Genomic DNA, 20,217 nt, shown 5'->3' with positions numbered 1-20,217 from the left:
CCTGTCCGTTGATGGAATGCGACTGATCACTACCACGCGACAAGGATGTGCATGACAGAGTCCCGCTCACCCGACACACCACAAGACGCAGCCAAGCCCTCACTGGGACGCCGACTCCTGGGCGTCCTGCTGGGCTGGGCGGCGCGTGGCTCCAGCATGCGCCCGCGCACCCGCCGCGCGGCCTACCTGCTGCTGGCCACCGCCATCCTGAGTGTCATCTGGGGTCTGACCATCGCCTTCATCGCCGTGGCACCTGTCACCTACACCACCAGCTGGACAATGATCCTGCCGGGTACCGGCTCCGGCCTGTCGGTGAACTTCGAGAGCATTGGCCAGGCCAGCACCAGCGCCAACTCCTCCTACTCCAGCTCCTCGCTGGATCCCAAGGTCAACTATCGCGCCATCGCCGAGAGCCCTGCCGTACTGGAGCGTGCCGCCAGCACGGTCGACATGCATCCCGACGATTACGGCAAGCCCAAGATCAAGCTGACCGACCAGACCGCCCTGATCGCCTTCCAGACCAGCGCGCCGAGCGCCAAGGCCGCACTTGCTCGCGCCAATGCGCACATTGATGCCTTCAATGAGGTGATCGAACAGCTGCGCAATGATGAACAGGCGCGCCGCGAAGCCGTCATCCGCCGCTCGCTGGAGACCTACGACCGCACGCTCAAGGAAACCCAGCGCAAGCTGCTCGACTTCCAGTCCACCTCCGGGCTGGTCTCCATGGAGCAGTTCAAGGAATTGACGCTGAGTGTCGAGGCGCTCAAGGAGACGCTCGAGACGCGTGATGGCGAGCTGTCAGCGCTGAATGCCCGGCTCGCCACCCTGTCCAGTCGCCTGGGGCTGGATGCCGGCCAGGCCGGTGGTGTGATCGCCCTGCAGCGTGACGCCCGCTATCAGGCGCTGCTGACTCAAGCCGCGGAGCAGGCGGCCAGTCTCGATGAAGCGCGTGGCAAATGGGGCGAGCGCAATCCGGAGGTCATCAATCTGGCCGCGGGGCTTGATTCCCTCGAGCGCTCGCTGGCCTCACGCATGCGTCAGTTGCTGCCCCGCCAGACCTCGCGCAACCAGAATGCCCTGCGTGCCGCATCCGGCCATGCCAATCAGGACACCCTGGTCGGCGAGCTGATCACCCTGGATACCCAGCGGCGCGGCGTGATCAGCGAGCTTGCCACCGGGCGTGCCAATCTGGCGGCTCGCCAGCAGCGACTGGACAACAGTGTTGCCAAGGCCGCCCAGCTGCAGGACCTGCTGCGCGAGCAACAGGTCGCCACGGCGGTCTACACCACGGCGTTGGCCAAGATTGACATCGGCCAGATCGACCCCTTCGCCAGCTACCCGATGCTGCAGATTCTCGATCCACCGCCACTGCCCGAGAAGGCGGATTCGCTGGGCATCAAGCTGGCCATCGTCGGCGCGCTGGCCGCGAGCGTCTTCAGCATCATCGGCCTGATCCTGCTGTGGATCAGGAAACCCTATCTGCTGCGCCTGCAGCAAAGCGTGTGAGCCGCCGATGTTTTCCCTGAAGGCCGGGCCGGAGGCGGATGTCCGCCCCGAGACCCCGGAAGAGCGCATCATCTGGTTCTCGATCACCGCGACCTATCTGTTCTACCTGATCGGTGGCCTCTACGTGCTGGCACCGGTGCTGGCATGGTCATTGGTAATGCGTGCCGCCTGGTTGCACCTCAAGGGCCGCCAGCGTTTTCCGCGCCTGCCCTGGCCGCTATGGGTGTGGATCATCGGCATGATCGTGATGGAGTTCTCGCTGCTGGCCGGCCATCTGATCGAGAACCTCGGCACCGGCAAGCTGATCAAGTCCTCCATCGGTTGGGCCAAGGGCTGGGCGTTGCTGGCGGTCTTCCCGATCATTGGCTGTCTGGCGATCCGCCCGGCGGTGATCATTCGCGCGGCCATGCACGTCTGCCTGCACACCATGCTGTTGCTGCCGGTATTCGTCGGCGCCTGGCTGGCGGGGCTGCCCCAGGTGCCCTTCGTCTCGCCACTGCAGGCCATCGGTGGGCCGGGACCGGAATTCTTCGCCGTCTCGCTCTACGAGATCGATCCCGGCAGCGGCATGCCGCGCTGGCGACTGTTCACGCCCTGGGCCCCGGCGGTGGGCTTTGTTGCCAGCATCTATTTCGCCTGTGCCCTGCTGGAGAAGCACCCGATATGGAAGGCGATCGGCATCGGCGGCAGCGTGTTGATGATCCTGATGTCCGGCTCACGAATGGCACTGGTATCGCTGGTATTGATCAGCGTCGGTATGTTCCTGCTCAAGCGCCTGCACAAGCCGTGGCTTTGGTTCAGCTTCTCCGGCGTGAGCTTGATCGCCGGCTTTCTTGGCGCGCCGATTCTGGAAGCCATCGACAACTTCATCGCCGCCTTCAAGGGCTCGCGAGCGGACTCGACCCGCGTGCGCGCCGCGCTGGGGCGTATCGCGGTGGATCGCTGGCGCAATGAGGCACCCTGGTTCGGCCACGGCATCGTCGAGCGCGGACCGCACCTGGTGGAGTACATGCCGATCGGCTCTCACCACAGCTGGTATGGACTGCTGTTCGTCAAGGGCATCTTCGGGCTTTTCGCGCTGCTGATCCCGATGCTGGCCAGCCTGCTGCATCTGCTGCGCTTCGTGGTCGGCCGCCCTGTCGCGCAACTGGGCCTGATCATGGTCGGCCTGCTGTTCGTCTACTCCTTCGGCGAGAACCTGGAGATTCTGGCCTACCTGATCTGGCCGGGGCTGATCCTGATCGGCAAGGCGCACCAGCTGGCGGGCCTGCCCGCCAGCGAGGGGCATATCTACAACATGGGGCCGGTGGATGTGGAGAAGCCGCTTTCAAGGGCAGCGCCCGCCTCCGCCGATGCCGGCAGCAGCGACACGGCAACCTAGCCTGATCACGGGATAGTGGAACAAGGCTGCGCCAGATCACGCCAATTCATCAGTACATTGCGCTAGAGTGGCTACATCAGCCGTTCAAAAGCATGACTGACAAGACCAGATGCCTTCAAAGGGCACGACGAAGCCAGGGAGCCAGGCAATGGGAGCATTCACGCGACTCAAGATACGCCTGTCAGGTGGCGGAGAAAGCGGCAATGGCCGTCTGATCCGCAATCTGGCCTGGATGGGCATGTCGCAAGGGGTGCACCGCATCGCGCGCTTGGGCGCGACCCTGGTGGCGGCGCGCATGATCGCGCCGGAGTCCTTCGGTATCGCCGCCATCGTGCTCACCGCGCACGAGATCATGCACGCCATCTCCAATGCCGCCGTGGTACCCGCCCTGGTGCAGGCCGGGCGCGAGGGATATGAACGCCTGTGCCGCGATGCCTACTGGTTCAATTGGGTGGTGTGTCTTGGCCTGATGGTGCTGCAGATGGCACTGGCCCCGCTGCTGGCCTACTTCTATGACGCTCCCGACCTGACCCTGCCGCTGATGGCGCTGGCGCTGATCTTCCCGATGCTGCCCCCCGCCGCCATCAACGCGGCGCGAATTCTGCGCAGCAACCGCCTGCACATCACGGCGCGCATCGAGATGGGCCAGAGCATCGGCGAGGCCGTCGGTGTGATGCTGCTGGCCGCCATGGGTGCCGGGTTCTGGGCCTTGATCCTGCCCAAGCTGATCGTGACGCCCATCTGGACCCTGACCTACCGCTGGTGCGAGTCATGGCGCATCGATGAGCGCCCCTCCACGCTGTGGTCGCGTCCGCTGATGAGCTTCGCGCGCCCGATGATGGGTGTCGAGGTGGTCTCGGTACTGCGTCAGCAGATGGATTACCTGCTGGTCGGCGCCCTGTTCGCCATGGACGTGCTCGGCGTCTACTTCTTTGCCTTCAATGCCGGACTCGGCATCAGCCTTGGCCTCTTGCGCGCCTACTCCACCGCCATCTTCCCACAGCTGTGCGGTGACATGACTTCCCGTGAGCGCATGGCACGCATGCACCACGGCATGCGTCTGTTCGCGCTGGTGGCCGTGCCCGCCATCATCGCCCAGAGCCTGCTGGCACCCTGGTATGTGCCGATCCTGTTCGGGGAGGCCTGGGTCGAGCGTGGTGCCCTGCCGATCCTGATCCTGATCTGCCTCTCCGCCCTGCCGCGCATTCTGCTCGACAGTTGCGGCCAGTTACTGCGCGCCCAGGGCATGCCCGGAGCAGACCTCAAACTGCAGATCTTCATGACGCTGATGCTCGGCGCCGGCATGTTCGCCGGCGTCCCCTTCGGCATCAATGGCGTCGCGGCCGGCATTCTGGTCGGCATCAGCCTGGCCGCCCTGCCCGGCTACCTGTGGACACGCCGGCTGATCCTCGCTCAGGACGGCTTGATGACACATACATCGACCCAGCCACCAGACACACCAGACTCGCCAGACACACCTCACGCAGCAGCATCCACCGCATCGCTTTCCCCAGACAGGGACGTCCAGGAGGCCAGACCATGACCCCGACCTTTTCGGTCATCATGCCGATTTACAACGTCGAACGATTCGTCGCGGCCGCCATCGACAGCGTGCTGGCGCAGGAGGATGGAGACTTCGAACTGCTGGTCGTCGATGACTGCTCCCCTGATGGCAGCCGGGCGATCTGCGAGGCCTACGACGACCCGCGCCTCACGCTGATCACGCATCCGGTCAATCGCGGCCTGGCCGGGGCACGCAACACCGGCGTGCGTGCTGCTCAAGGTCGCTATCTGGCCTTCCTGGACTCCGATGACATCTGGGAGCCCGCCAAGCTGGCGCGTCACCGCGAGCACCTCGAGTCACGCCCCGAGGTAGGTCTATCCTTCTCGCGCTCGGCCTTCGTCGATGCCAACGGCGAACCGCTGGACTACTACCAGATGCCGAGCCTGACCGATATCACGCCGGGGCTGCTGTTCTGTCGCAACCCGGTGGGCAATGGCTCGGCACCGGTCATCCGCCGCGAGATTCTCGAGGCCATCGCCTTCGACTGTGAGGTCAAGGGAGGTGGCGTGCTGCCCTGTTACTTCAATGAGAGCCTGCGCCAAAGCGAAGACATCGAATGCTGGACACGCATTGCCCTCAAGACCGGCACCACGGTGGAAGGCATCCCCGAGCCGCTGACCCGCTACCGGCTCAATGAAGGCGGGCTTTCGGCACAACTGGAACGCCAGTACCAGAGCTGGCTTGCGATCGTCGAGCTGACGCGCGCCTACGCGCCTGACTTCATCGAACAATGGTATCCCCGCGCCCAGGCCTACCAACTGCGCTATCTATCGCGCCAGGCGATTCGCCTGCGTGACGGGGAGGCTGCCTGGGAGTATTGTCGCCGCGCCATCAAGGCATGGCCAGGCATCTGGAAGGCAGAATTCGGGCGCACCGCTGCCACGGCAGGGGCCGCCCTGATGCTGCGCGTGATGCCCAGGAGCCTCTATCTACGCTGTGAAGGGCTCGCCCAGGAGGTCATCGGCAAGGCACAGAAGAAGAAGATCGACAATGCGCCGCGCCCGCAGTCGGTCAGACCGAATCAACAGCGTGACGCTCATGAAGTGGAGACGCCATGATGAGCCAACCCATTGATCAGACTCTATTCACTACTGATCACGTCAAGACATTGCCACATGTCAGTGTACTGGGAGTGCCCTTCGTCAATACTGACCTGGAGACGGCACTGAATCTTCTGCGCGACTGGATCAGCAATCCCGAACCGCGCACCGTCAACTTCGTCAATGCCCACTGCCTGAACGTGGCCCAGGTCGATCGCTATTACATGCAGGTACTGCATGACAGCGACCTGCTGCTGCCTGATGGCAGCGGCGTCAAGATGGCCTGCCGCATGCTCGGCCAGGAGCTCGAAGCCAACCTCAATGGCACCGATCTGCTGCCCCACCTGTGCGACATGCTGGTGGCGGAAAACAAGCGCCTATTCCTTCTCGGCGCCGCCCCGGGCGTGGCCGACAGGATGGCCGACAAGCTCCGCGAGCGATGGCCGATGCTCGAGATCAGTGGTGTACATCACGGTTTCATCGGCCCGGAAAGCATCGACGACGTGCTGGCGCAGATCAATCAGGGCACTGACCTGTTGCTGGTGGCAATGGGGGTGCCGACGCAGGAGAAGTGGATCTCGACCTATCGTGAGCGACTCGAGGTGCCGGTGGTCATGGGCGTCGGCGGTCTGTTCGACTTCTACTCCCAGCGCATTCCGCGTGCGCCGGACGTCGTACGCAGACTGGGCATGGAATGGGCCTGGCGATTGCTGATGGAGCCACGCCGCATGTTCAAGCGCTACGTGCTTGGCAACCCGAGCTTTCTGATGAGCGTGCGCAAGTATGGAGAAGAGGCGATTCCCGGCCGCGGCCTGTGGATGAAGTCACGCTCCAATTGGCGCCACTTTCGATGGCGAGTGAACAACTGGCTGACCCCGCGCGCACGCCGCGCCATGGATATCGTCGGCGCCAGCGGCGTGCTGCTGGTGCTGTCACCACTGCTGTTGGGCACGGTGCTGGCCATCCGCCTGGAATCGCCAGGCCCGGTGCTGTTCGGTCAGGAGCGTATCGGGCGTCACGGCAAGCCGTTCAAGCTGTGGAAGTTCCGCTCGATGTACATCGACGCCGAAGAGCGTCTGCGCGAACTGCAGGCCGCCAATGAGAGCGAAGGTGGGGTGCTGTTCAAGATGAAGCAGGACCCGCGCATCACGCGGGTGGGTCGGGTGATCCGCAAGCTGTCCATCGATGAACTGCCGCAGCTATGGAACGTGATGCGCGGCGAGATGGCGCTGGTCGGGCCGCGGCCCGCCCTCGCCCGCGAGGTGGCACTTTACGAGGCGCGCGCGCGCATGCGTCTCGATGCCACCCCGGGGCTGACCGGGCTGTGGCAGGTGTCGGGCCGCTCGGACCTGTCCTTCGAGCAGCAGATCCATCTGGATCTCTTCTACCTGCATCGTCAGGGCATCAAGGAAGACATCAAGCTGCTGTTGCGCACGATTCCTGCCGTTCTGACCAGCCGTGGAGCCTACTGATGCGTGAGACTCCCTTTCTACTTCGGACTCCCTTTCTACTTCGTGCAGCGCTGCGCCGATATCACGACTCATGCCAAGGAGGTGTGCAATGCATGTGATCCTGTTGGCGGACCGTCTCGGCCAGGAAGTCGCGCCGATTGACCGCCGTTACTCGCCGGCCCTGCTGCCGATCGCCGGACGCAGCGTGCTGGAGCGCAACCTCGACCTGCTGGTCGGACGAGGCGTGACGCACATCAGCCTGATCATCGCCCGTGACCCCGAGTGGTTCCGCGCGCGTATCGCCGATGGCTCACGCTGGGGCATCGATCTCGACATTCTGCCGATGCCCGGCGAGCGAGACCCGCGCGAGCAGATCAAGCGGCTCGGCGCCATGGCCGCCCTGCCTGCCCCGGTGCTGCGCGCCGATGTGCTGCTGGTGCCGGAATGGTTCAAGGATGACAGCCTCGCGATCAGCGAGCAGGCCATGGCGTCGGGCGCGCCGGTCTGCCATCCAGCCAGCGTGGCAGACCCGTCGCTCGCTCGCCTGCACTGGCCGGAACTGCGCGACAATCTCGGACTGGGACCTGCCCTGCTGGCCTCGCTGTCGCACTATCACACCCTGGTGATGCAGGCACTCGATGCCGCTGACTCAGGCCTGACACCGCATGGCGAACGTGGGGTATTGCCCGGCGAGCAGGACCTGCACCACGTCTACTACGCCGCCGGCGCAACCCGCCTGGATGAATCGCGTCTCACTGGTGGATTCGCCGGCATCACCACCCATGTGGAGCCCGGCGTGCTGCTCAAGGGACACTGCTGTCTCGAACAGGGCAGCTACGTGGAAGAAGGCGCCATGCTCGAGGACTGCGTCATCCTGCCCTTCACCCGCGTACACGGTGGCCAGCAGGTCAACGCCGGCATCCTGTTCGAGGGCGAGGCATTCGACAGTACGACCCCGCACTGGCTCAAGGACCGCCGTCAGGCAGGCGCTGCCTCGCAACGCGGCGTCGCCTACCGCAACCCGGCACGCCCTGAATGGCAAGAGCGGATTCTGGCGGCCCTGATTTCCCTGGCCACACGCCCCTTCGGCTCACGCTACAAAGAGCTTCGCCATCGTCTGCGCCAGGTGCAGGACAGCCGCATGCGGCTGTTCGGGGCACTGCCCGAGCGCTCGCCGCCACCACTGGACAGGGTCGGCATCAGCAGTGCGGGCGCCATCCAGCCCCCGGATTGGCGCGCCACACCGGACGCCTTCGCCGCGACGCTGGAGGCCATCCAGGTCGGCCAGACGCCGGGGCTACGCAGCGCCCTTCGAGAAGCCTGGCGTCTTCGCCAGCAAGGCAAGCAGCAGTGATCGTGTCCATTCATGCTTCCCCGTGAACTCGCCTCGCGCTACAGGACGAGACACAAAAACCCCGCAGTGCCTTGGCACTGCGGTTTTTTTTCATACGAGCCTCGTCATACGGGGCATTGTCACCCGAGGACTTGCCATACGAGTGCTTGCGATCACTCGTATGGCAGCATGAGCGGCCTCTGACACCGACTCAGCGATGCTTGGCCAGCCAGGCAAGCGCGCCTTCGCTGCGCTTCCACTGGTCGCGCATCAGGGTGCGGTACTGCCAGGCCTCGCCACGCGTGCCGGGTTCCGGCGCTTCCACCGCCAGACTCACTGGCCGCGGATGCTCCGCCAGCAGCAGGCTGATCAGATGCGAATTGGCTTCCCGCACGATCTCGAGTGCCTGCTCGGCATCCTTGTCGCGCCCCAGTCGGTAGAGCGCCAGCACCTGGCCCATCAGGATGCCCAACAACGGCATTTCCTCATCGACGGCACGTCGCTCGATATCATGCTCGGCGAGGGTCACGGCCTCGTCGTTGCGGCCTTCGCGCAGCAACTGATCCAGTACCAGCTCACGCAGGCCGAGGCTGTCTTCCTCGTCGAGCTTGAGCAGGCGCTCCGCCAGCTGGCGCGAGCGCTCGCGCTCGCCGCGCTCCATGCCGATCACCAGCCCCAGTCCACAGCGCAGCAACTGGGCGTTGTCGCCATCTTCCCAGCGCAGCAGACCGCCGGCCTGTTCGATCTGATCGAGCCAGCGATCGAAGCGCTGTGCCAGCGGCACGAAGAAGGTGTCCGACATCCACGGCAGGCTACCGAAGCGACTGGCCAGCGCCAGGATCAGCCCCTGACACACCGCCGGAACGTCCAGCCATTCGGGACTGGCGCACAGCTGCTGCAGCCATTCGTTGGGGTCCTGGGCATCCCAGGGATCGATATCCAGCGCCAGTGCCGCCTCTTCCTCGATACGCGCCGGGAAGACAGCCTCCCAGAGACCGAGTGTCACGGCCTGCTCCGCATTCTGCCGGAACAGCAGGCTTCCATCTTGCTGCGTTTCCAGCGCCAGACGCGGCGGATGCTCGATCACCTCGAACAACGCCTGCAGGGCGGCCAGTGAATCCGACAGGGACTCATCGGAGTTGACCATCTGCTCGGCGAGCGTGGCACGCGGATTTTCGGCCAGATCCGCCAGGAATTCCAGCTGACCGGGCTCGATGTCCTTCTGCTTGGACAGACGACGCCACCAGAAGCGCGCGCGATCCTGCGCCTCTTCCGGCTGACCCTCGTGCAGCAGCAGCATGGCTTCGATATACGCAAGCGTCGGCGAATCGGGCAGCGTCTGCTGGGCACGAATGAAGGCGGCGCGCGCCGAGCCGAGATCATCGCTGTCCAGATGTAGCAGACACTGATGCTCCAGGGCGACGCCGCGCAGGAAGGCAGGGCCACGCTCGAGTACCTCATCGAGCAGCAGCGCCTTCTTGCGGGTGAAGCCGCGCTCCTGATAGAGATCCAGCAGCAGTTCGAAGCCAGGCTCGGCCTGCTCGGGCAGGCGCGACCAGTCGCTGGTATCGAACAGCGCCTCCATGATCTGCTGGGCCCGTCCGCGATTGCCGCTCTCGGCGCTGATCAGCCCCGCCTCGAGCAGCGCCTGCGCCGGCGCGAGACCGGAGGCCAGCGCCGCCTTGAGCTGTTCGCCCTTGAACTCGCGCAGCGACAGCATCCACATCAGATGATCCGGAATCGCCGGCAGCTGCACCTTGTCGCAGCACTGCTTGTACTTGCGCCCCGAATCACACCAGCAAGGCTCGTTGCGTCCCGGCGGTGCCAACGACTCGCGCGCGAAGTCGAGTCGCACCAGCGGAGTCTGGCTCCATAGCACCGGCGCCAGCGCTACCGCCAGCGCTTCGTCGCCACCGCTGTAGTTCACGCCCTCCGAATGCGCCCACTGCATGAAGGCAGGAAAGGATTCATCGGCGCGGATGGCATCAAGTGCCCCACTGGCGTAACTCAAGAGCCGTTCGACCCACTCGGCAAGCATGGCATCTCCCTAGAAAAGCGTTTCACAGCCCCGTCGGAGCCTGCGAATCAAGAGTCGAAGTCTATCATGAGGAGGCCACGCCCCTCATCGTTCACTCACTCAAGCGACTGACACAGCGATAACCTGAGGCCTTGAGCTGTTCGGCCAGGCAGGCGATATGCGCGGGGCCCACCTCACAGCAACCGCCGACGATACGAATACCGGCATTGACCCACCCCAGCGCATGCGCCGCGTATTGCTCCGGCCCCAGGTCTTCGCGCGCCTTGAGGTCCTTGACGGTGCCGCCGGGGGTGAGCGCCGCGATGGAGGTGAAGCCGTTGGCATAGGCACCGGTCGGCAGCGGGCTGGCCAGCAGATTTTCCAGACTACCCTGAATGGCTTCCGGCGCGCTGCAATTGATCAGGATCGCGTCCACGCCCATCGCTTGCAGCATGCTGATCGCGTCGGCCAGCGGCTCCCCGCTGCGCAGGGTCGCGGTCAGATCATCCTTCACCGTCAGCGAGACCCACACCGGCAAGCCGCTCTCGAGTGCAGCGGTGGCAGCAGCGCGCGCCTCAACGCAGGAAGAGAGCGCCTCACACAGCAGGACATCGACCAGCGGCGCCTGCAATTCCACCAGCCGGCGATAGCTGGCCAGGGATTCCTCGGCATCCGGTGCGACATCGGGGCGATAGGTGGCGACCAGCGGCGGCAGGCAGCCCGCCACGCGCACATCCGTCTCGCCACTCAGGGCGATGGCATCCCGCGCGGCCTTGCCAGCGGCAGCATGGATGGCAGCGATGGACTCACCGACACCCGCCAGGCCCAGACGCTGCGGGGTGGCCGTGTAGGTATTGAGCGTGATGAGGCGCGCACCGGCACGAATGAAATCCAGGTGCAGGTCACGCACCAGCTCAGGCTGGTCCAGCATCACCTGAGACGACCACAGCGGCGTCGGCTCACGACCGCTACGGCGCACCAGTTCCTGTCCCATGCCGCCGTCCAGCAGCACGACTTCAGCCCCGTCGCCTGCCCCCTTTCCTGCTTCCAAGACTCGTTCCACACAACCTCCAGAGCTTTTTGATGTCCTAGCGTGAGCCTGACGACCTGGCGAGACCCGCTGGCCAGTCAGTGGCGGGCGAAATTCTACCACGCCCGCCCCGCTTGCGGCCCTTGCTCACTGGAGCCAAAAGGCTGCCCAATGCTACTGTTGACGGCATTCTTTGCTGCGCTCGAGGCTCGTGCTCACGAACCTCTCGGCAGTCCAGTCGTGCCAGATGCCCCATCCCGTTCAATCAAGGAAACCTGCCTTGCTGTTGCCGAGCCTCTTTCGTCCCCGAGCCAACACTGCAAATGACGCGCCCCAGGTGCGTCTGGAGCGTGAGGGCCGCGACGAGATTCGCCGCATTACCCAGGCCGTGGAGCGCGTACCCTGGTCGGTGAGTCTGATGCAGATCCTGTGGACCGCAGGCCCGGTGACGCTGATCGGCGCCTGGGGTGGCTATCTGCTCGGTTACGGCAAGGAACCGACCTTCGAGAACTACATCTTCTTCATCTCCTACACCGTCATCACCGGTGTCGCGGGCATCGTGGCCAACATCGCCCACAACCTGACCAGCTCACGGCGCTATGACCGTACCGAAGCCAAGATCGAGCGCGTCATCGACACCGTGCCGGAGCTGATCCTCGCCACACGCAACCTGATCGTCGAGAGCCTCGAAGGCGATGCCCGCCGGCGTGAAGCGGCGGCCATGTTGCTGCGCAAGCAGGACCTGGCACCGGAAGGGGTCGAGCTGGCGGCGCTGGAGCTGCTCGATGACCGTGATGCCGCACGCATCATCAGCCAGATCGACGTCTATCGTCGCGTGGGCCTGCATGCGCGTATCCGCGACATGAACAGCCTCAACCGCGAATGGCTCGAGCCCCAGTTCAATGAGCTGGCCGAGCTGGCCCCCGAGGCCATCGGTCTGCTGCGTGAGCGCTTCGAAGGGCGCGCGCCCGACCTGCACAGCGGCGTGCCGCGTGACGAGAACTTCATCGAGCGTGTGCTGGCCGCCATCGAGCAGGACAACGACCTGCTGATGACCCTGCAGGACGTGGAGGAAATGCTGATTCTGGCCTTCGAGCTGATCAGCGGGCGCAAGATTCCGCTGCTGACCTTCGAATACCGTGGCCGCTGGAAGCTGGCGCGCGCGCTGGACAACCTCGAGCATGCCCGCTCGCGTTACCGCATTCGTCAGGCCACCGGCCTGTCACGCCTCAAGGCACTGACGGTCTATCTGGCCGAGCAGTCCGGCACTCTGGTGGAGGATGCCGCCTCCGGCCTGCGCGCCGAGGTACTGCTGGAACGCTCCACCCAGGCGATGGACGCCCTTGCCGAGCAGGTGACGCATCTGGCGATCGCGGTCAATGAGGGCGATCGTGAACACCGCACCGCACTTCGCTCACGCGCCGACATCCTCACCAACGCCATCCGCCTCTACAAGACGGTGACCAATGCCTATGAGCAGGTCGGTCGCAGCCACGCCGTCTTCCTCAAGATGTCCAATCGTTGGGAAAACATCGCCTCGCAGATGTCCGATGACGCCACCCGCCTGCGGGTCGGTCCGGGCCGTCGTGGTCTGCGCATCCAGGAAAAGACCATCGCGCTTGACGATGAAGCCAAGGCGGAGGTCTGCAAGCATCTTGCCGATCACTTGAACGAGAGCCGCATCAAGCGCGTCGACAGCGAGATCGCCTACCAGGCGCGCGAGACGGTGCTGCGCGTCGGTGTCGACAAGGCCAAGGCGATGGCGGTCGAGATCGCCCTCGCGCTGGAGCCCCACATACACCTGTCACGCCCGGCCGTGCAGCGCGCCATCAATGGCTCCAACGCCGCCTATTTCGGCCAGCTGGAGCCCAATCAGTCCGCGGCAGCCAAGGCGGCCCTAGGCAGCGCCATGGTGCGCGAGATCGACGATGACCTGTCACGCACCGCCGAATCACTGGCCATCGCGCTGGTGCGTCACTACCGTGTCGACCTTGAGCCGCTGGCCATCGAGTTCCTGCGCGACACCTTCGGCGCCCGTGAAGCGACACTCAACATGCTCAGCAACTATCAGCCCACCGATCACCACCCGGTCAGCTATCTCTCCAATCGCCCCCCGCTGATCCAGACCGCCAACCGCGACTGGTATCGCGCCCTCGTCCAGGCACGTCGTGCGCTCGGCGACGATTGATCCCCGCCTCGGGCCAACGGCATACTGTATGGATCATCATATCGACAGCCTATGACCGCAGGATGCCCGATGCGTCTGATCATCGCCGAAAAGCCCAGCCTCGCCCGCGCCATTGCCGAGGCGCTGCCCGGACGCTCAAGCAAGCGCGACGGCTATATCGATGCCGGTGACACCCGTGTCACCTGGTGCATCGGCCACCTGCTGGAGCAGGCCCCGCCGGATGACTACGACGAGCGCTTCAAGCGCTGGTCGCTGGATCATCTGCCGATCATCCCCGAGCAATGGAAACTCAAGCCGCGCAGCCAGGCGCGCGGTCAGCTCAAGATCATCCGCGAGCAGCTCAAGCTGGCCGATGAGGTCGTGCATGCCGGCGACCCTGACCGTGAAGGCCAGCTGCTGGTACAGGAAGTGCTGGAGCACATGCGCTGGCGCGGGCCGGTCAAGCGTCTGCTGATCAGTGACATGAATCGCCCCGCCGTCAGCCGTGCCCTCAACAAGCTGGACGACAATCAGCGCTGGCAGCCGCTCTATGAAGCCGCGCTGGCGCGACAGCGCGCCGACTGGCTGTATGGCATGAACCTGACCCGCGCCTGGACATTGACCGGGCGCCAGGCTGGCCATGACGGTGTCCTGTCGGTAGGCCGTGTGCAGACGCCGCTGCTGGGGCTGGTCGTGCGCCGTGACGAGGAAATCGAGGCATTCGAGCCCCGCACCTTCTTCCCGCTGTGGATCGAGGCTGGCGTAGCGGCGGGCAGCTTCAAGGCCTGGTGGCATGCACCCAGCTCACCCTGGCTGCAACGTCTGGCGGACAAGGGCACCCCGCTGCCACTCGATGACAAGGGTCGCCTGCTGGATAGCCGCCCCGCCGAGCGCCTCGCCCGCCATCTCGCGACCTTGACCACCCTCGGCGATGGCCATGTCGAAAGTGTCGAGGCCAGCGACAAGTCTCAACCCGCACCGCTGCCCTACTCGCTCTCGGCGCTGCAGGTCGATGCTGCGCGCCGCTTTCGCCTGCCCGCCCAGAAGGTACTCGACACCTGCCAGGCGCTTTACGAGCGTCATCAGCTGATCACCTACCCGCGCTCCGATTGCCGTTATCTGCCGCGTGAACATCACGCCGGCATGGCCAATCTGATGATCAGCGCCTGCGTGGGCGACCGCGAGCTTGAACGCTACAGTGGTGACGCCGATTTCAGCCTGCGCTCGCGCGCCTTCAATGACAGCAAGGTCAGCGCGCACCACGCCTTGGCGCCGACCGGACGCGAGCCGGACTATGCGCGCCTCTCGCGCGATGAGGCCAATCTCTACCGCATGATCACGCGTAACGTGCTGGCCCAGTTCTATCCGGCCTATCGCTATCGCGAGGTCAAGGTCGAGCTGCGCTTCGCCAAGGAGCCCTTCCGCGCCAGTGGCCGCAGCGTCATCGACGAGGGCTGGAAGGTGCTGTTCCAGCGCACTGCGGAGGCCGGGGAGGCCGCTGACAAGAAGGCCTCAGACAAGAAGACCTCTGACAAGAACACAGCCGCCGACGACAAGACCCCGCCGCCGCTGCCCGCCCTGACGGCAGGCGAACCGGCCTGCGTGCTCGACTGCGGTATCGAGGAGAAGGAGACCCGGCCGCCGGAGCCCTTCAACGACGCCAGCCTGATCCAGGCGATGATGAACATCGCCCGTTACGTCGAGGATGAAGCGGTACGGCGCACCTTGCGCGATGTAGACGGCCTGGGCACCGAGGCGACACGCGCCGGCATGCTCGAGACGCTGATCAACCGCGGCTATCTGGTGCGAGAAGGCCAGGCGATGCGCTCGACGCGTATCGGCCGCGCCTTGATCCACGCGCTGCCGGATGCCGTGTCGCGCCCGGAGCGCACCGCTCAGTGGGAGCAGCGCCTGAGCATGATCCACGAGCAGGGCGATCCGGCGGCCCCCTTCCTGAGCGAGCTGATCGTGGACCTGCGAGCGCTGCTCGCCGATAGCTCCGCCAGTCGTCTGAGCACGGCATTGGCCAGCGTCGGGGGTGCGACACCCGCGCCGCGCAAGGGCAGTGGCAAGAGCGGTTCGCGTCGCAAGGCCACGTCCTACAAGAAGCGCGCGTCCGGCAGCTCTTCTGGCAAGGCAGCTTCTGGCAGCTCTTCTAGCAGCAATAGGGACGGTGCTTCTCGTAAAAGTGCCTCATCCAGAAGCCCCCGCAAGCGAGCGACTGGGTCACGGCGCAAGACCGATAGCTGACAGCGGGTCAGGTGGAGTACCACCGGCCTCCTCTTGCGCTCACCTGCTCTGCTCTCCATGACAAGATGACGAATATGCACACAATGACTGATCCGGAAGATAACTGGCTGTGGATCATCGGTCCGGGGGCCATCGGGCGCCTGCTGGCGGCTTCGCTGATGGCAGCACGCCAGCGAGAGCTTCGTGAGCAGGGAACATCCGCGCTACCGCGTGTCTTGCTGCTGGGGCGCCAGGCAATGGCAGGGCAGGCGGTCGCGCTCGAGATGACCACGCCAGAATCACACCCTGTTATCGAAAAGATAAGCTATTCAACAATTGACACACTGCAAGGCCTGCCATCCAGAAAGCCCTCTGCCATCTGGCTGACGACCAAAGCCCACGATGTACCCGCCGTGTGGCAGCAACTGACACCACATATCACGCCCGAGACACCCGTGACCTGCTGGCAGAATGGCCTGAGCGCTCAGCCGTGGCTGGCCGAACGCCACGCCAACCTGCTATGCGCCAGCACCACCGAAGGCGCCTGGCTGCCAGCCGAGACCGGCGCAACCGCGACGCCTGACACTGACGCAACAACAAATGAACTCCAGCACCTTGGCGTGCAACACGCCGGGCGCGGCCACACCTGGCTGGGCGCATGGCAGAGTGGCGGTGACGGCGATCACGACAGCCAGTCCAATCAGGCCGCTCTCTTGCAAGGTGACTGGCTCAAGGCTGCGGGGTTTGCGTGCGAACGGACACCGGACATCAAGACTCGCCTGTGGCACAAGCTGGCGATCAATGCGGCGATCAATCCCCTGGTGGCACGCTATCGCATTCGCAATGGCCAGCTGCGTGACCGGCCCTTTGCGCCAATGGTGCGCCAGGCGGTCGAGGAGATCAGCACGGTACTGGATAGCGAAGGTATCTCTGCCCCGGGGGAAGGCTGGCAGGCGCTGGTCGAACAGGTCATCCGCGCGACCGTCAACAATCGCGCCTCGATGCTGCAGGATGTGCTCGCCGGTCGCCCTACCGAGGTCGAGGCGATCCTTGGCCCGTTGCGCAGCACTGCCTCCCGACATGGGCTGGCCCTGCCCTTGCTGAATGACCTCTACCGCCAACTGAGCACGCCGCAGCGCTGAAACCAGCATCACGACCAGCCCAGCGACTCCAGCCAGACAAGTTAGCCTCGCCTCTCTCCACAGATGACGCGCATAAAAAAGACCCGCCTCGCGAGAGACGGGTCACAAGCAACAGCCAAGCTGTCGAGAGAGAGCAGTACTGGCAGCCTGTCAGCCTCAAGCACGACGGCGTGCATGACGTGGGCAGGCAACCGCTGGATCAGTGGCCAGCACTCATCCAGATATCAGGCTTCAGCGGTGGAAACGCTCTGAGGCTTCACGCGCCAGCTCGCGGATACCATCCCAGTCACCCACATCGATCAGTTTCTGCGGCGCGACCCAGCTACCACCGACACACATCACGTTCTTGAGCGCGAGGTAGTCAGCGGCGTTGCTCAGGGAAATGCCGCCAGTCGGGCAGAAGCGAGCTTCGCTGATCGGGCCACCGAAGGACTTGATCGCATTGACGCCGCCCGAAGCTTCCGCCGGGAAGAACTTGAAGCGACGGTAACCGTACTGCCAGCCCGTCATCAGCTCCGAGACGGTCGCGACGCCCGGCAGCATCGGCACGCTGCTGGTCACGCCGTACTGGTACAGCGCTTCGGTGGTGCCCGGCGTGACGATGAAGTCGACGCCCAGCTCTTCCACCTGGCGATACTGTTCCGGCGTCAACACGGTGCCGGCACCGATGCTGGCGTTGGGCAGCGCTTCACGCATCAGGCGGATGGCTTCCAGCGCGCAGTCGGTACGCAGCGTGACCTCCAATACGGTCAGGCCACCTTCGTAGAGGGCCTTGCCCAGCGGTACGGCGTCCTCGATGCGCTCGACGGCGATCACCGGCAGCACGGAGGCTTTCTGGCAGATGCTGTCGATCTCGGTGGTGCGAGTCGACGGAAGCTGTTTTTCAAAGCTCATGGCGTTCTCCTTGTGCCGCGGCCAGCCTCCCTTGTGGCTGGCCGCGGCCGATGTGATCAGGGGGCCCAGTAAAGCGCCAGCGGCGCGGACAGGAAGGCACGAATCGGCAGTTCACTGACCGCTTCGACATCGCTCAGCGCGCGCGACAGCACGGCCTGCTTGTCGGTCCCCGTGAGGTGAAGCACGGTACGACGCGTCTGGCGCAGACGCTCGAGGGACAGCGTGATACGCGCCTGCGGCACGCTGGGTGCACGCATCGGGACACAGCAATCCGCACTGGTCAGCGCTTCCTGCAGGCGGTCGCCATCCGGGAACAGCGAGGCCGTATGGCCATCGCCGCCCATGCCGAGAATCAGCGCGGAGGCCGGCCAGGGGAGCGCCGCGATGCGAGCACTCACTTCTGCGCAACCATCTTCCGGCTCTGCCTCGGCGTTGGTCAGCGGATGGAAGGTGGCGGCACTGGCCGCACCACTCAGCAGGTGCTCACGCACGAAGCGTGCATTGCTGTCATCGGCGTCTTCGCTCACCCAACGCTCATCGGCGAGAGTGATATCGACCCGCGACCAGTCCAGCGGTTTGTCGCGCAGCGCGGCAAACAGCGGCTTGGGCGTGGAGCCGCCGGATACCACCAGCAGCGCACGCGCTGACGGATCAACGTCGAGATCAGCACGCAAGGCGGCGGCCAGATACTCGGCGAGAGAGTGTGCGGTCTGACCGCGCGGGTCCTGCTCAGTCACGGTGGCGCTCATCTCAATATTCCTCATACCAGCTGCGGCCATCACGCGTGATCATCGCGATCGAGGAGACGGGCCCCCAGGAGCCGGCCGGATAACGGCGTGGCGTGGCGGCGCGAGATTCCCAGCCGTCGATGAGGGTATCGACCCAGCGCCAGGCGTGTTCGATCTCGTCACGACGCACGAACAGATACTGCTGACCCTTGATGACCTCGAGCAGCAGACGTTCGTAAGCTTCCGGAATACGGCGCTTGGGGAAGGCGCTGTTGAAGTCGAGATCCAGCGGGCCCGGGCGCAGACGCATGCCCTTGTCGAGACCGGAGTCCTTGGTCAGCACCTGCAGGGAGATGCCCTCGGACGGCTGAAGACGAATGATCAGCTTGTTGGCCGCCAGCGAGCGCTGGTCCGGATCGAAGATGTAGTGCGGCTGCTGACGGAAGTGGATCACGATCTGTGACAGCTTCTCCGGCATGCGCTTGCCGGTCCGCAGGTAGAACGGCACACCGGCCCAGCGCCAGTTGGAGACTTCGGTCTTGAAGGCGACGAAGGTCTCGGTCTGGGATTCGGTGTTGGCACCCTCTTCATCGAGGTAGCCCGGCACGTGCTGGCCGTCGACGGCACCCGCGATGTACTGGCCACGCACCAGATCCGTGTTGAGACGTTCGCCGGTGATCGGGCGCAACGCCTTGAGCACCTTGACCTTCTCGTCACGAATGGCGTCTGCATCCAGGTTGGACGGCGGGTCCATCGCGATCAGGCACAGCAGCTGCAGCAGGTGGTTCTGCACCATGTCACGCAGCTGACCGGCCTGATCGAAGTAACCCCAGCGCCCTTCGATGCCGACCTTCTCCGCCACGGTGATCTCGACATGGGAAATCTGGTTCTGATTCCACTGGTTGCCGAACATCGGGTTGGCGAAACGCAGCGCGATCAGGTTCTGGACGGTTTCCTTGCCCAGATAGTGATCGATGCGATAGATCTGGGATTCGTGGAAGACGGCACCGATCGCGTCGTTGACGACGCGCGAGCTCTCCAGATCAGAACCGATCGGCTTCTCGACCACGACACGCGAGTGCTCGTCGAGACAGCCCGCCGCCTGCAGATTGCTGCTGATGTCGCCGTAGATACGCGACGGTACGGAAAGATAGATCATCAGCGGGCGCGGCGACGGCTTGCCCTTGTCATCCACACGCCAATCGGCAATTGCGGAATAGCCTTCCACTGTGCTGAAGTCCAGCGCCGCGTAGCTGATGCGAGAGAGAAAGCGCTCGATGCATTCCTTCTCGAGGTGTTCCGGCTTGACGCGCTCCTTGAGCGCCGCCTGCACGGTGTCCTTGAAGGATTCGAGGCTGACATCCTGACGCGCCAGACCGATCAGGCGAGTTGCCTTCTCGAGCAGACCGTCACGGTCGAGGTGATAGAGGGCTGGATACAGCTTGCGCTTGGCGAGGTCGCCCAAGGCGCCGAACAGGGCAATATCCACGCCCGGAATGATGTCGGAACTCATGCCGCCGATTTCTCCCGTCGAAACTGCCCTGTATGCCGAAATGACCGACAAGGTGGGCGACTTCGAACCCGCTCCATGAAGGCTGCGCAGGCTGGCGCGGCGAGGAGAGGCTCGAATGACACACGGCACCGGGAAGGCGTTGGCGATACATGGCTGGTTATATTAACAACAAATGTAGCGATAACGCCGCTGTCACTCAAGACAATTCGCCCCACAAATAGG

General features: G+C 64.4%; 14 protein-coding genes. 9 read left to right on the top strand and 5 right to left on the bottom strand.

Going from position 1 to position 20,217, the window contains the following annotated elements; translation table 11 throughout:
* The first annotated feature begins 51 nt into the window (after positions 1 to 51).
* The 6 genes from AC5WNJ_RS03695 (at position 52) to AC5WNJ_RS03670 (ending at position 8,296) form a co-directional block, all read left to right on the top strand.
* The gene (locus tag AC5WNJ_RS03695; protein WP_495930405.1) at positions 52 to 1,506 is read left to right on the top strand and encodes a GumC family protein; all 1,455 of its coding nucleotides are present in this window, start codon (positions 52 to 54) and stop codon (positions 1,504 to 1,506) included.
* Between the two features lie 7 nt (positions 1,507 to 1,513).
* On the top strand, positions 1,514 to 2,887 hold the full coding sequence (locus AC5WNJ_RS03690) for an O-antigen ligase family protein (RefSeq protein ID WP_495930404.1): 1,374 nt from the start codon (positions 1,514 to 1,516) through the stop codon (positions 2,885 to 2,887).
* Between the two features lie 148 nt (positions 2,888 to 3,035).
* Positions 3,036 to 4,430, top strand: a complete 1,395-nt coding sequence (locus AC5WNJ_RS03685; RefSeq protein ID WP_495930403.1) for an oligosaccharide flippase family protein — start codon at positions 3,036 to 3,038, stop codon at positions 4,428 to 4,430.
* Positions 4,427 to 5,509 (top strand): glycosyltransferase family 2 protein, encoded by a 1,083-nt coding sequence (locus tag AC5WNJ_RS03680; protein WP_495930402.1) that lies wholly within the window; start codon positions 4,427 to 4,429, stop codon positions 5,507 to 5,509. The genes AC5WNJ_RS03685 and AC5WNJ_RS03680 overlap by 4 nt, the downstream gene beginning before the upstream one ends.
* Entirely contained in the window at positions 5,509 to 6,963 is a 1,455-nt protein-coding gene (locus AC5WNJ_RS03675) for a WecB/TagA/CpsF family glycosyltransferase (RefSeq protein WP_176676333.1), read from the top strand. Before AC5WNJ_RS03680 ends, AC5WNJ_RS03675 begins: the two co-directional genes overlap by 1 nt.
* Positions 6,964 to 7,051: 88 nt before the next feature.
* Complete coding sequence (locus AC5WNJ_RS03670) at positions 7,052 to 8,296, top strand: glycosyltransferase family protein (protein WP_495930401.1); 1,245 nt, start codon at positions 7,052 to 7,054, stop codon at positions 8,294 to 8,296.
* A gap of 190 nt (positions 8,297 to 8,486) precedes the next feature.
* On the opposite strand, the gene AC5WNJ_RS03665 is transcribed toward AC5WNJ_RS03670, so the two are convergent.
* Positions 8,487 to 10,313, bottom strand: a complete 1,827-nt coding sequence (locus AC5WNJ_RS03665) for an SEC-C metal-binding domain-containing protein (RefSeq protein ID WP_176676331.1) — start codon at positions 10,311 to 10,313, stop codon at positions 8,487 to 8,489.
* Positions 10,314 to 10,404: 91 nt separating this feature from the next.
* Positions 10,405 to 11,343, bottom strand: a complete 939-nt coding sequence (locus AC5WNJ_RS03660) for a homocysteine S-methyltransferase family protein (protein ID WP_253062311.1) — start codon at positions 11,341 to 11,343, stop codon at positions 10,405 to 10,407.
* A gap of 259 nt (positions 11,344 to 11,602) precedes the next feature.
* Here AC5WNJ_RS03660 and AC5WNJ_RS03655 point away from each other — a divergent pair, with 259 nt between their 5' ends.
* From AC5WNJ_RS03655 to AC5WNJ_RS03645, 3 genes are all read left to right on the top strand, one after another.
* Positions 11,603 to 13,510: a hypothetical protein gene (locus AC5WNJ_RS03655; protein WP_253062309.1), complete on the top strand. Its 1,908-nt coding sequence runs from the start codon at positions 11,603 to 11,605 to the stop codon at positions 13,508 to 13,510.
* 69 nt (positions 13,511 to 13,579) lie between these two features.
* Positions 13,580 to 15,739, top strand: a complete 2,160-nt coding sequence (locus AC5WNJ_RS03650) for a DNA topoisomerase III (RefSeq protein ID WP_253062307.1) — start codon at positions 13,580 to 13,582, stop codon at positions 15,737 to 15,739.
* Positions 15,740 to 15,813: 74 nt separating this feature from the next.
* The gene (locus AC5WNJ_RS03645) at positions 15,814 to 16,860 is read left to right on the top strand and encodes a ketopantoate reductase family protein (protein WP_495930400.1); all 1,047 of its coding nucleotides are present in this window, start codon (positions 15,814 to 15,816) and stop codon (positions 16,858 to 16,860) included.
* 231 nt (positions 16,861 to 17,091) lie between these two features.
* On the opposite strand, the gene AC5WNJ_RS03640 is transcribed toward AC5WNJ_RS03645, so the two are convergent.
* From AC5WNJ_RS03640 to zwf, 3 genes are read right to left on the bottom strand one after another with little or no spacing between them, the layout of a single operon-like run.
* Positions 17,092 to 17,754: a bifunctional 4-hydroxy-2-oxoglutarate aldolase/2-dehydro-3-deoxy-phosphogluconate aldolase gene (locus tag AC5WNJ_RS03640; protein WP_495930399.1), complete on the bottom strand. Its 663-nt coding sequence runs from the start codon at positions 17,752 to 17,754 to the stop codon at positions 17,092 to 17,094.
* Positions 17,755 to 17,810: 56 nt separating this feature from the next.
* Positions 17,811 to 18,503 (bottom strand): 6-phosphogluconolactonase, encoded by a 693-nt coding sequence (gene pgl, locus AC5WNJ_RS03635; RefSeq protein ID WP_175088301.1) that lies wholly within the window; start codon positions 18,501 to 18,503, stop codon positions 17,811 to 17,813.
* Position 18,504: 1 nt separating this feature from the next.
* Complete coding sequence (gene zwf, locus AC5WNJ_RS03630) at positions 18,505 to 19,995, bottom strand: glucose-6-phosphate dehydrogenase (RefSeq protein WP_253062303.1); 1,491 nt, start codon at positions 19,993 to 19,995, stop codon at positions 18,505 to 18,507.
* Positions 19,996 to 20,217: the final 222 nt, after the last annotated feature.

The organism is Cobetia sp. PDI-23MA (genome assembly GCF_059507735.1).
This window is presented reverse-complemented; position numbering and strand designations above follow the sequence as displayed.